General features: G+C 73.5%; 10 protein-coding genes. 5 read left to right on the top strand and 5 right to left on the bottom strand.

The genetic code is table 11. From position 1 onward, the window contains the following. Positions 1-544: 544 nt before the first annotated feature. Together rosag_RS25275 and rosag_RS25270 are read right to left on the bottom strand one after the other, a co-directional pair. Positions 545-673: a hypothetical protein gene (locus tag rosag_RS25275; RefSeq protein WP_284352978.1), complete on the bottom strand. Its 129-nt coding sequence runs from the start codon at positions 671-673 to the stop codon at positions 545-547. Positions 674-762: 89 nt separating this feature from the next. Continuing rightward, on the bottom strand, positions 763-1,389 hold the full coding sequence (locus tag rosag_RS25270) for a PEP-CTERM sorting domain-containing protein (protein ID WP_284352977.1): 627 nt from the start codon (positions 1,387-1,389) through the stop codon (positions 763-765). Between the two features lie 209 nt (positions 1,390-1,598). On the opposite strand from rosag_RS25270, the gene rosag_RS25265 reads away from it, so the two are divergent. From rosag_RS25265 to rosag_RS25245, 5 genes are all read left to right on the top strand, one after another. After that, the gene (locus tag rosag_RS25265; protein ID WP_284352976.1) at positions 1,599-3,557 is read left to right on the top strand and encodes a sensor histidine kinase; all 1,959 of its coding nucleotides are present in this window, start codon (positions 1,599-1,601) and stop codon (positions 3,555-3,557) included. After that, entirely contained in the window at positions 3,554-4,642 is a 1,089-nt protein-coding gene (locus rosag_RS25260) for an asparaginase (protein WP_284352975.1), read from the top strand. Before rosag_RS25265 ends, rosag_RS25260 begins: the two co-directional genes overlap by 4 nt. A 237-nt stretch (positions 4,643-4,879) precedes the next feature. Then, on the top strand, positions 4,880-6,475 hold the full coding sequence (locus rosag_RS25255; protein WP_284352974.1) for a TldD/PmbA family protein: 1,596 nt from the start codon (positions 4,880-4,882) through the stop codon (positions 6,473-6,475). A gap of 18 nt (positions 6,476-6,493) precedes the next feature. Continuing rightward, a complete protein-coding gene (locus tag rosag_RS25250) occupies positions 6,494-7,897 on the top strand; it encodes a TldD/PmbA family protein (RefSeq protein WP_284352973.1) in 1,404 nt (467 codons plus the stop codon). Positions 7,898-8,293: 396 nt separating this feature from the next. Next, on the top strand, positions 8,294-10,699 hold the full coding sequence (locus rosag_RS25245) for a PAS domain S-box protein (RefSeq protein WP_284352972.1): 2,406 nt from the start codon (positions 8,294-8,296) through the stop codon (positions 10,697-10,699). Here the strand turns inward: rosag_RS25245 and rosag_RS25240 are convergent. From rosag_RS25240 to rosag_RS25230, 3 genes are all read right to left on the bottom strand, one after another. Further along, a complete protein-coding gene (locus tag rosag_RS25240; RefSeq protein ID WP_284352971.1) occupies positions 10,686-11,609 on the bottom strand; it encodes a hypothetical protein in 924 nt (307 codons plus the stop codon). The two genes, rosag_RS25245 and rosag_RS25240, sit on opposite strands and share 14 nt — an antisense overlap. Before the next feature lie 321 nt (positions 11,610-11,930). Further along, positions 11,931-12,200 carry a DUF3303 domain-containing protein gene (locus tag rosag_RS25235; RefSeq protein WP_284352970.1) on the bottom strand — a complete coding sequence of 90 codons (270 nt, stop codon included), beginning with the start codon at positions 12,198-12,200 and terminating at the stop codon, positions 11,931-11,933. A 3-nt stretch (positions 12,201-12,203) separates the two neighbouring features. Further along, entirely contained in the window at positions 12,204-12,647 is a 444-nt protein-coding gene (locus rosag_RS25230; RefSeq protein WP_284352969.1) for an NUDIX hydrolase, read from the bottom strand. Positions 12,648-12,854 lie beyond the last annotated feature (207 nt).

Below are 12,854 nucleotides of genomic sequence, written 5' to 3'. Positions count from 1 at the left end.
CAACGGCGCGAGCACTGCCCATGCCGCGTCGGTCAGTTCGTGTCGGCGGCCAACCCCATGCGCACCTCCAGCCAGCGTCCCTCGAAGCTATGAACCGCTGGCTGGATTGTCAGACACGACCTAGCGCCAAGGCCCCCGAGGCGGCGCCGGCGAGCGCGCCGGCCTGACGCGGCGCGCTTCGTCGCGCCGGACCTGTTGGCCTGTTGGGGAGGATGCGGATGCTCCGGATCGGAGCGGATCCTTTGGATCGCTCCGTGTGGCGGCGACGCTCCGTGCACAACGAGGAGCGATCGGCAGCATCCGTCGCATCCGAAGCATCCGCATCCCTCCAAAAGGGCAGCAGGGTCCGGCGCACCGGACCCGAACGACAAGAGCAGGCAGGATTAGACGGATTGACGGACAAGATCGGATGTACGCTCCTCGCGGCGCATGGAGCGACGCGCGGCAGAGGAGGAAATCCGATCTTGTCCGTCCAATCCGTTCGATCCTAATCAAAGCCGTTCGCTCTTCGGGGCCATGACGGCCAGGGGACAGGGCGCCCGGCCTACCGGAAGATCCCGAAGTTGCCGAGCAGCCACCACAGCAGGATGAAGATCAGGATCGTCGAGAAGCAGCCGCCTCCCAACTTCTTCGCGCCGTAACCGGCGGCCAGGCCGCGCAGCAGCTTGCTCACGGGGACGCTCCATGCGAGAGGGACCGCCGATGCCCACCGGCACCGACGGTCCCGCGAAACGCACGCGCCGTACCGTGCGGCCGTGCGCGTCAGGCCGCGGCACGGCGCCGGCGGGCGACCGCGCCCAGCACGGCGAGTCCGCCGCCGAGCAGCGCCACGGTGGCCGGCTCCGGCACCGTCGACGCCGCGGCGCTGGCGTACGTGACGCCCGTCGGCAGCTCGACGTCGATGAAGCTGAACGACGCCTCGTTGGCGTAGTAGTCGAGCTGGAACGGGTTGAGCCCCGCCTGCAGCTGCAGCGTGTACAGCACCCCGTTCGGCTGGTAGTCGTCGTGGAAGCGGTTCACCGCCAGCGAGCCGTTCAGGAAGAGCGCGAAGCCGTCGTCGTTGAAGATGCGGAAGACGTAGCTCCCCGCGGTCGGCGCGTGGAGCGCCCCGAGGAAGCGCGCGCTCTCGCCGAAGCCGTTGACCGCCGGGCCGCCGCAGATGCCGGCCAGCGAGGCCGCGCTCGGGAAGTCGACCGCCGCGACGTTCGCGGTGCAGGCGAGCGTGAGGCCGCCGAAGTCGGCGCCGGTGGTGGTGCTGAACGTCGCCGGGTTCGGGGCGCCCGTGTAGTACGACACGCCGACCTGCGCGGCGGCCGTGCCGGCGGCGGCGGCGAGGAGCAGGAGGGCGCGGGCGGTCGCCGGAAGGGCGCGCGCGAGCAGGGCGGGCATGCGGAAGTCTCCGGGGTGGAACGGGACGCGGAAGACGGCGTTCGCCGTGTGAGGCGCGAAGCTACCGGCGCATGCCGGCGCGAGCATGGTGCACCTGCACCACCGCGACGGTTGCCCGCCCCCGGTCCCCCGATAGTTTCCGACCGCCGGGGAGTCGCTGCGCCCGGCCTCGTCGTGCCCCGTCTCACCGTCTGCCGTGGTGGTCTCTGGTGCGTAGTCCCGAGCGCCCACTCCCCGGATCCTCGCACACCCGTGCGGCATCGCTCGAGCGCCGGCTCCCGCTGCTGATCACGGGCGTGCTCGCGGCCGGGCTGGCGGTCCTGCTGGGGGCGACGTACGAGACGCTCACGCACCGCGAGATCGAGAGCATGCGCGAGCGCCTGCGCAACGGTGCCCGCGAGATCGCGAGCAACACCGGGACCGCGATGGTGCTGCGCGGCGCCGAGGTGCGCGAGGTGGCGCGCCAGCCCGCGCTCGCCGCGCTGCTCGCCGAGGGGCCGACGCCGGCGCGCGAGGCCGCGGCGCACGAGGCGCTGGCGGAGCTGCTGACGCCGCGCGACTCGCTGCTGCCCGTGGAGCTGTGGGACGCGCGCGGGCGCCTGGTGACGTTCGTCGGCCGGGCACTGCCGCCGCGCGTGGAGCGGCCGCTCCCGCCGGCCCCGCGGTCGACCGACGAGCGCCCGGGACGCGCGCCCGACGCGCCCACGCTCTCGCCGCTCGCGCGCGAGGGCGACGTGGCGGTCTACTGGACGTCGATGCCCGTGCGCGACGTGGACGGCCGCGTCATTGGCCACGTCGCGCAGCCGCGCTACTCCGGCGGGGCGGCCGCCGCGCGCACGCTGCGCGGGCTGACGGGCGACGAGGTGATGGTGGTCGTCGCGAACGAGGACGGCACGGCCGCGGCCTTCGCGGGCGGCGGCGAGGCGGCGCCGCTGGCGGCGCGCGACTCGACCGCGGACGGCGTGTGGGCCGAGCGGCCGGGCGTCGGCCGCGTGATGGTGTCGGCGGCGCAGGTGCCGGGGACGCCGTGGGTGGTGTCGTTCGAGGCGGCGGAGCGCAGCATCCTCGCGCGCCCGCAGCGCGCGGTGCGCACGCTCGCGCTCCTCAGCCTGGGCGTGGTCGCGGCGGGCGGGCTGCTGGCGTGGGCGATCGGGCGCCGCATCACGCGCCCGCTGACGCGCCTCACCGACGCGGCGGAGGAGCTGGCGCGCGGCACGTACGAGCATCCCGTGGCGGCGCCGAGCCGCGACGAGGTGGGGCGGCTGGCGGCGAGCTTCGACGCGATGGCGCGGCAGGTCGTCACCGCGCGGCAGGAGCTGGAGCGCCGCGCCGCCGACGCGCAGGCCGCGGCCGACGCGCTGACGGTCGCCAACGCGCGCCTCCGCCGCACGAGCGAGGAGGCCGAGCGCGCGCGCGCCGAGGCCGACCGCGCCAACCGCGCGAAGAGCGACTTCCTGGCGATGATGTCGCACGAGCTGCGCACGCCGCTCAATGCCATCGGCGGCTACGCGGAGCTGATCGAGATGGGGATCCACGGCCCCGTCACCGACGCGCAGCGCGAGGCGCTGCTGCGCATCGGGCGCAGCCAGGCGCACCTGCTGACGCTGATCAACGACGTGCTGAGCTTCGCGCGCATCGACGCGGGGCAGGTCCAGTACGCGATCGAGGACGTGCCCCTGGACGACGCGCTGTCGGGGCTCGAGGCGCTGGTGGCGCCGCAGGTGCGCGCGCGCGGGCTGACCTTCGAGCACCACGCGTGCGATCCGCTGCTGGCCGTGCGCGCCGACCGCGACAAGCTGCGCCAGCTCGTGCTCAACCTCCTCGGCAACGCGATCAAGTACACGCCGGAGGGTGGCAGCGTGGCGCTGTCGTGCGACGCGGACGCGTCGTCGGTGCGGGTGCACGTGCGCGACACCGGCATCGGCATCCCGGCGGAGCGTCTGCCGTCGATCTTCGACGCGTTCGTGCAGGGCGACCGCGCACTCAACCGCCCGAACGACGGCGTGGGCCTGGGGCTGGCGATCAGCCGCGAGCTGGCGCAGGGCATGGGCGGCACGCTGAGCGTGACGAGCGAGGTCGGGCGCGGGTCGACGTTCACGCTGACGCTCGCGCGCGCGACGACGCCGCGCCGCACCAACACCCCTCCCCACGCCAGCACCGCCGCGTGACCCGACCCTCGCTGCCGTTCGCCGCGCTGCTGGCCGCGCTCGCGCCCTCCCTCGGCGCAGCGCAGGGCACCACCACCGCCGCCACGCCCGCGCGCCCCGAGGTGCACATCGTCGCCACCGGCGGCACCATCGCGTCGACCAACTACTACGGCGGCGAGTCGGGGAAGATCGGCGTCGAGGCGCTGCTGAAGGCGGTGCCGGCGCTCGACACCGTCGCCCGCGTGAGCGCGCAGCAGTTCTCCAACGTCGGGTCGGGCGCCTTCACGCCGGCGATGTGGCTGGCGCTGTCGCGCGGCATCGCCGACACGCTGCGCGCGCGCCCGGCGCTGGCCGGCGTCGTGGTGACGCACGGGACGGACACGATGGAGGAGACGGCGTACTTCCTCGACCTCACGGTCGCGGACGCGCGCCCGGTCGTCGTCACCGGCGCGATGCGCCCCGCCGACGGCGTCGGCATCGACGGCCCCGCGAACCTGATGCACGCCGCGCGCGTGGCGCGTGATCCCGCGGCGCGCGGGCGCGGCGCGATGATCCTGATGAACGACGAGATCCTCGCGGCGCGCGACGCGACGAAGGCCAACACGGTGCGCCCCGACGCCTTCGTCGCGCCGGTGCGCGGCGCGCTGGGGGTGGCGGACCCGGAGCGCGTGGTGTGGCACCGCCTGCCCGTGCGCGCGCCGACGTTCGACCTGGCGAACGTGCGCGAGCTGCCGCGCGTGGACGTGGTGTACAGCTACGTCGGCGCGGACGGCGCGGCGGTGGACGCGCTGGTCGCCGCGGGCGCGCGCGGGCTGGTGGTCGCGGGCGTGGGGCGCGGCGGCCTGGCGTCGGCGCAGCGCGACGCGATCAGCCGCGCGATCGCGCAGGGCGTCGTGGTGGTGATGGGCAGCCGCACGGGCGCGGGCTCGGTGCCGGTGGGCCAGGGCGTGCGCCGCCGCGGCGGCGCGGCCGACGCGCCCGAGGAGCCGAGCACGGTCGGCGCCGGCGACCTGAACGTGCAGAAGGCGCGCGTGCTGCTGATGCTCGCGCTCACGCGCACCAACGATCCACGGCAGGTCGCGCGTATCTTCGCCGAGCATCAGTGAAAGGCTGCGGGTCCGGCCCCCTCGCGTCGGACCCTGAAGAGCAACGGCGGCAGGGATGAAAATCTGAAAGATCGGATGACCGCCGATGCTCCGCGTGAGGGCGAGGAACGTCACCCCACGCGGAGCCATCCGCTCTTGTCAGATCTTTTCAGATCTTCATCCTTGCCAATGCCGTTCGTCGTTCCGCCGCGCACGGCGCTCTCCGATCCACGCACTTCCCTTCCTCAGTCTTCCCCCATGACGGACCGCCGCGATTTCCTCAAGACGGTCGGCGCCGCCGCGCTGGCCGCCGGCGCGACCGGGCGCGTGCTGCACGCCGCGCCGCCCGCGCGCCTCGTCAGCCCCGCGCACGGCATCGACGCGTACGCCGCCGAGCTGACGCAGGAGGCGCTGCAGGCCGCCACCGAGAACGGCGCGTCCTACGCCGACGTGCGCATCGGCCGCTACCGCCGCCAGTCCATCAACACGCGCGAGCGGCAGGTGACGGGCGTCAGCGACAGCGAGAGCTACGGCGTGGGCGTGCGCGCGCTGGTGAACGGCGCGTGGGGCTTCGCGGGGACGCAGGACGTCTCGCGCGACGGCGTGCGCAAGGCGGCGCTGGAGGCGACGAAGGCCGCGCGCGCCGCCAGGCGCGCGCAGCGCCGCCCGGTGGAGCTGGCGCCGGTGAGCGCGGTGAAGGGGACGTGGAAGACGCCGGTGAAGACGGATCCCTTCGACGTGCCGATCGAGGACAAGGTCGCGCTGCTGCTGGCGGCCAACGAGGCGGCGCTCAAGGTGAAGGGCGTGCGCTTCGCCAACTCGGGCGTCGCGGCGCTGCGCGAGGAGAAGACGCTGGCGACGACCGACGGCACGCTGGTGACGCAGACGTTCTACCGCATCGCGCCGAGCTTCACGGCGACGGCGCTGGGGAACGGCGACTTCCAGGCGTACACCGAGGAGCTGGCGCCACGCGGCTCCGGCTGGGAGTACATGCAGCAGCTCGACCTGCCGACGAACGCCGAGAAGTGGGCGGCGCTGGCGGCGGAGAAGCTGACGGCGCGGTCGGTGGAGGTGGGGCGCTACGACCTCGTGCTCGACCCGCGCAACCTCTGGCTCACGATCCACGAGAGCGTCGGGCATCCGACGGAGCTCGATCGCGCGATGGGCTACGAGGCGAACTACGCCGGCACCAGCTTCGTCGCGCCGCCGGAGAAGGTGATCGGGAAGCTGAAGTTCGGCTCCGAGCTGATGAACATCCGCGCCGACCGCACGGCGCCCGACTCGCTGGCGCGCGTGGCGTGGGACGACGAGGGCGTGCCGGCGGACGAGTGGACGATCATCGACCGGGGGATCTTCAAGGACTACCAGACGACGCGCGAGCAGGCGGCGTGGATCGCGCCGCTGACGGGCGTGAAGCGGTCGCACGGCTGCTCGTTCGCGCAGTCGTGGAGCGACGTGCCGTTCCAGCGCATGCCGAACGTGTCGCTGCTGCCGAACGACAGGGACGTGACGCTCGACGACATCATCAGCGCGACGGACCGCGGCATCATGGTGACGAACCGCGGCTCGTACTCGATCGACCACCAGCGCTACAACTTCCAGTTCGGCGGGCAGGCGTACTGGGAGATCCGCAAGGGCAAGGTCGTGGGCATGGTGAAGGACGTCGCGTACCAGGCGACGACCACGAGCTTCTGGAACGCGCTCGACATGCTCGGCGGCAAGTCGACCTATTTCCTCGGGGGGACGTTCAACGACGGGAAGGGCGAGCCGGGGCAGTCGAACCAGGTGAGCCACGGCTGCCCGGCGGCGCGCTTCCGCAACATCTCCATCATCAACACCGGCCGCGCCGGCTGACCAGGGCAGATCACGACGATGCCGAACCGGCCGATCCGACTCGACGTGCGCGCCGACATGCAGGCGCTCACGAAGCGCGTGCTCTCGTTCGCGAAGGCGGACCAGACGCGCGTGGTGGTCCGCTCCACCGCCACGGGGCAGTCGCGCTTCGCGGGGGGCGAGATCACGACCTCCGGCAGCGCGACCGACCTCACGGTGACCGTCGTCAGCACCATCGGGAAGCGGCGCGCGAGCGCGTCCACCAACGTCACCGACGACGCGTCGCTGCAGCGCACGGTGGACCTGAGCGAGCGCCTCGCGAAGCTGTCGCCCGAGGACCCGGAGCTGATGCCCGAGCTGGGCCCGCAGACGTACGCGGCGGTGAACGCGTACGACACGCGCACCGCCGCGCTGGACGCCGAGGCGCGCGCGGAGGCGGTGTCGCGGCTCATCACGACGGCGCGCGCGGCCGATCCCGCGCAGGACCTGTTCGTCGCCGGCTACCTGGAGGCGAACGCGACGCACGCGAGCGCGGTGGCGACGTCGAAGGGGCTGTTCGCGTTCCACCAGAGCACGGACGTGAGCCTGAGCTGCACGGTGCGCACGCCCGACGGCACCGGCTCCGGCTGGGCCGCCGCCGGCGCGCGCGAGTGGGCGCAGATCGACGCGGCGGCGCTGGGGAAGCGCGCGGCGCAGAAGGCGGTCGCGTCGCGCAACCCGCAGGCGATCGAGCCGGGGCGCTACACGGTGATCCTGGAGCCGCAGGCGGTGGGCGACCTGATCCCGCTCCTGCTGGGCGGCTTCAACGCGCGCACGGCGGAGGAGGGGCGCTCCCCGTTCTCGCGGCGCGGCGAGGGCGTGCCCGCGGGCGCGACGCTGCTGGGCGAGAAGATCGCGGACGCGCGCGTGACGCTGCTCTCGGATCCGGAGGATCCGGATCTGCGCGGCGCCCCCTTCGATGGGGACGGGCTGCCCCTGCGGCGGCGTGTGTGGATCGAGAACGGCGTGCTGAAGACGCTCGCCTACTCGCGCTACTGGGCGCAGCGGCGCGGGCTGCCGGAGTCGGTCGCGGGCGGCGGCGGCGGCGGCTTCGGGGGCGGCGATGGCGGCGGTGGTGGCCTCAAGATGCTCGGCGGCACGCAGACGCTGGACGAGCTGATCGCGGGCACGGAGCGCGGCATCCTGGTGACGCACGCGTGGTACATCCGCAGCCTGGACGCGCGCACGGCGAGCTTCACGGGGCTGACGCGCGACGGGACGTTCCTGGTGGAGCGCGGGAAGATCACGCGCAGCCTGAAGAACTTCCGCTGGAACGACAGCCCGCTGCTGATGCTGAACCGCATCGAGGCGATCGGGCGCGCGGAGCGGATCGGCGCGGGGCAGGTGATGCCGTCGCTGAAGGTGCGGGACTTCAACTTCGCGTCGATCTCGGAGGCGGTGTAGACAAGCTGCGGGCGGCGGGCTGCGGACTGCGGGTCCTGAGTCCTGCATGATCCCATCGGGCCCGAACGGCATCGGCAAGGACAAGATCTGACCAGATCGGATGACGACGGATGGCTCCGCGTGGTGGCGACGAACGTCGCGCCACACCGGAGCCCTCCGTCGTTATCAGACCTTATCGGACTTTCATCCTTGCCAACGCCGTTCGCCGCTCCGGGGCCCGTGCGCCGACCGGACGGACGCGCTGAACATCCGTCTCCGGCAGTCCGGCGACGTCTGCGGCAGTCGGCTGCTCCACGCACCGATTCCGCACGCGGCGGCCATGGCCAGGATCGGCGTTGTGCCCAATACTGGGGGGGCAAGGGATTCTCGACCGGTCCACCCGCGCCCACTCCGACGATGGACATCACCCACGGCCGCGACGAGGCGGTCGAGCGTCCTCGCGCGGTGCACGTCCCGCCCGCCGCGCCGCGGCTGCCGGCGTCGATCGTCGGCGTGATGATGGGGATCGGCGAGGAGATCACCGAGGCCGACGACGCCTTCCTCGCGATCGTCGGCTACACGCGCGAGGACTTCGAGGCCGGGCGCATGAACTGGGCGGAGATGACGCCGCCCGAGTTCCTCCACCTCGACGCGGCCGGCAGCCGCCAGGCCGCCGAGAGCGGCGGCTTCACGGTGCCGTACCAGAAGGAGTTCTACCGCAAGGACGGCACGCGCGTGCCGGTGCTCCTCGTGTGCGCGTTCATCCCCGGCGCCGACGGCCAGTGGATGGGCTACGCCGTCGACCTCTCGGCGCCCACCGCGCAGCGCGCCCGCGCCACGGACGCGCGCACGCCGCTCCGCGCGCCGGTGCCGCAGGAGTTCTACGTGCGGCTGGTGAACGAGCTGGTGCTGGAGCGCGCGCGCATGCTCGCCATGCTCGACAACACCGACGCGCTGCTCTGGGCGGTGGACCCGCAGCTGCGGCTGCTGAGCGCGAACGCGCAGTTCCACGCGGCGCAGCGGCAGATCAGCGGCCACGACCTCGAGGTGGGCGACGCGGTCGTCGGGCCGCAGTTCCCCGACGACCTGCGCGCGCTCTGGACCGCCTACTACCACCGCGCGCTGTCCGGCGAGCGCTTCGTCGAGCTGACGCTGCAGCCGCTCGCCGAGGGCCTGCGCTACTTCGAGAGCACCTTCCATCCGATCGTCGACCAGCGGGGGCGCATCACGGGCGTGTCCGTGGTGTCGCAGGACGTCACCGCGCGCCACCAGGCCGAGGACGCGCTGCGCACGAGCGAGGCGCGCTTCCGCACGCTCGCCGCGGGGTCACCGCTCGGCATCTACCTGATGGACGCGCGCGGCCAGGTCGTGTACGCCAACCCGCGCCTCAACGAGATCTGGCACCTCACGCCCGACACGCCGTTCGGCCGCGAGGCGATGGAGCAGCGCATCCATCCCGACGACCGAGCACGCGTGTTCGCGGAACGCGACGCCGCGCTGTCCGAGGGGCGGCCCGCGACGAAGGACTACCGCCTGCGCCTGCCCGACGGGAGCGAGCGGCACGTGCGCACGCGCATCACGCCCGTGCGCGAGGGGGACCGCGTGACCGGCTTCGTCGGCACGGTGGACGACGACACCGAGCGGCGTGCGCTGGAGCAGCGCGTGCGCCAGACCGAGAAGATGGAGTCGCTCGGCACGCTGGCGGGCGGGATCGCGCACGACTTCAACAACATGCTCGGCGTCGTGCTGGGGAACACGGAGCTGGCGCTCGGCGACGTCGACGCGCTGGTGCCCGAAGGGCACGCGCTGCGCGAGTCGCTGCGGGAGATCCGCACGGCCAGCCTGCGCGCGCGCGACCTGGTGCGCCAGATCCTGACGTTCAGCCGCCACTCCGAGCGGCAGACCGCGCCGGTGGACCTGCGCGCGCTGACGCAGGAGAGCCTGCGGCTGCTGCGCGCGACCATCCCCTCGACCGTGACGCTCGACGCGCGGCTCCCCGACGACCCGGTGGCGGTGCTCGGCGACGCGACGGCGCTGCAGCAGGTGATCGTGAACCTGTGCACGAACGCCGAGTACGCGATGCGCGCGGAGGGCGGCGGCTTCCTCTCGGTGACGCTGGCGGTCGAGCGGCGCGGCGGCCCGCCGGCGGCGGTGCTGGCGGTGCGCGACACGGGCCAGGGCATCCCGGTGGAAGCGCGCGACCGCCTGTTCGAGCCGTTCTACACGACGAAGCCGCGCGGCGAGGGGACGGGGATGGGGCTCGCGGTGGTGCACGGCATCGTCACCGCGCACGGCGGCACGATCGCGGTCGACAGCGCGCCGGGCGCGGGCGCGACGTTCCGCGTGTCGCTGCCGCTCGCGCCCACGCCGCCGGTGACCGAGCCGCGCCCCACGCCCGACGTGCACGGCCGCGGGCGCGTGATGCTGGTGGAGGACGAGCCGTCGCTGGCGCGCTTCGCCACGCAGGCGCTGACGCGCGCCGGCTACGACGTGACCTACTGCCGCGACGGGATCGAGGCGCTGCACGCGCTCGACGAGCCGCGCGGCGCGGTGGACGTCGTCGTCAGCGACGTCACGATGCCGGGGCTCACCGGCGACAAGCTCGCGCGCGAGCTGCTGCGCCTGCGCCCCGGGCTGCCGGTCATCCTCACGACGGGCTACAGCCACCTCGTCACGCCGGCGCTGGTGCAGGCGCTCGGCGTCGTCGCGCTGCTGCACAAGCCGTTCACCGCGCGCGACCTGGTGGGCGCGGTGCGCGACGCGATCGAGGGTGCGCGCACCACGGCGGCCGACGCGGGCGCGGGCCCCGTCAGCGGGGCGTGATCGCGAAGTCGATCAGGACGTCGTTCACGAACCGCCCGACGACCTGCATCCCGTCGCGGCGGTAGGTGCGGCGCACGAGCGTCAGCGTGCCCTCGCGCGACTCGCCGACCGCGCTCGCGGGGCCGAGCAGCGCCTCGACCTGCTCGACGAGCAGTCCCTTGCGCAGCGCGGCGATGCCGGTGGCCGCTGGCGTCGCGTCGTCCTTCACGACCGGCGTCGCCGTGGGCGCGCCCGCCGGCGTCGCGGCGCCGAAGTCGACCCAGCGCGCGAGCGCGCGCATCACGCCTTCGGGCGTCAGCTGCTCGGGCGGGATGCCCTGGCGGAAGCGGACGTTGAAGCGGCTGCCGCTCTCGACGCGCTTCGCCCGCAGCAGCGTCTCGCGCGCGGCGTTGGCCTGCTGCGCCTCGGCGGCGGCGCGGGCGTTCTCGCGCTCGCGGGCGCTGCGCTGCGCGTCGAGCTCGCGCTGCATGCGCTGGCGCTGCCCCCTGTCGGACGTCGCCTTGATGGAGTCGCGCAGCGCCTTCTCGGCGCGCGTCTCGCCGGCGGCGACGGCGTTGACGGTGGAGCCCGACCAGTCGCCGAGCGTGCCGTAGCCGCCGCCGCCGAGCTGGAACTCGATGTGCGAGTTCTTCTTGACGACGACCTTGGTGACCATCGCCTGCTGGCCGATGCGCAGCGCGGTGCCGTTGTCCTTGAGGCGCTGCGCGACCTCGCGCACGTCCAGCGGCACGGCGTCCAGCGGGTAGACGTCGACGCCCTGGCTGGTGGCGGGCATGTCGATCCGCACGGTGACGGTCCGCCCCTCGAACGCGGCGCGCAGGGCACCCTCGTTCTGGGCCGCCGCGCCGCGCGGCACCGCCGCCAGCGCGAGCGCGGCGCCGAGCACGACGCGCCACATGATCGCTCGCATGGTCACTGCTCCGTCAGAGGTTGGGGACGGGCGAATGTAGGGGCGGCGTGAGGGAAGGGACAATACTCGGCGGCGTGCTGCGTGCTGCGTGTACGGCCGCTCGGGACGCGTCGGTGCGCCGCGGAGATGGTGTCCGTTGGGGGGATGCGGATGCTCCGGATCGGAACGGATCGTTCGGATCGCTCCGCATGGCGGCGACGCTCCCTGCGCCGATGCGGAGCGATCCGGAGCATCCGCCTTCATCCGGAGGATCCGCATCCCCCCAAAGGCGAGAGCGGTCCGGCGCGGCGGTGCATGCCACGCAGCACGCAGCCCGCAGCGTCAGGGTCCAAGAACCGCCCGCGCCGCCTCCGCCGACGTCACCACGGGCACGACCTCGAACGCGACGATGTCCGCCCAGCGCGCGATCCATTCATCCAGCAGCGCGCGGTCGTCGCACTCCATCACCTGGTAGCAGCGCGCGAGGTCGGTCGTCACCCAGCTCGCGACGTAGCGCAGGCCATCGGGCGCGAGGCGGCCCTGGTCGCGGAAGCGGTGGTACACGGGCGCCGGGTCACCGCCGCGGAAGTGCTCGATCACGAGGTAGAGCATCGGTCAGGCGTCCCGCCGTGCGCGCCGTCCTGCATGCAGCAGCGCGTACAGGCCGTCGGGGTAGAGCGGCGGGCCGCCCGGCGCGAAGGTCTCCAGCGGCAGCCACTGCGCGACGAAGGTGAGCCCGTTCGACTCCTCGCCGACGAGCGTCGCGCGCGCGTACAGCGACGGGTCGGCGAGCCGCGCGTCGAACACGAAGACGATCTCGTGCCCCGGCGTCCCCTCGTAGGTGAACACGTTCTCGAGCACGCCGAGCAGCTGCACCTCCTCGATGGCGACGCCGATCTCCTCGCGCAGCTCGCGCGCGACGGCGTCCGCGGCGTACTCGCCGAACTCGATCTCGCCGCCGAGCGGGCCGTAGTACCGCTCGCCCTTCACGCGGTCGACGGCCGCGTTGACGAGGATGCGGTCGCCATCGCGGCAGACGCAGACGGCCTTGGGGCGCACGCGGCCGGCGGTCCGGGGGTGAGGCGCGGCCATCGCGGATCCTGGTGGCGAGGGAGTGCGGCGGGTGGTCCCGAGGGCGGACTCCGGCACGCGCGGCGGCGTCACGCGGCGTCCGCGGCGGACAGCGATTCGTTCACGGATGGAAAAAATGATCGTGCGCGTCGCCGCGGCGCGAAGCTCCGGACGCCGCGGCCGCGTCGTGTGTCG

It is taken from the genome of Roseisolibacter agri (assembly GCF_030159095.1).
Lineage (GTDB): Bacteria > Gemmatimonadota > Gemmatimonadetes > Gemmatimonadales > Gemmatimonadaceae > Roseisolibacter > Roseisolibacter agri.
The sequence above is the reverse complement of the archived record's forward strand: the minus strand, read 5'-3'. Positions and strand labels throughout refer to the sequence as shown.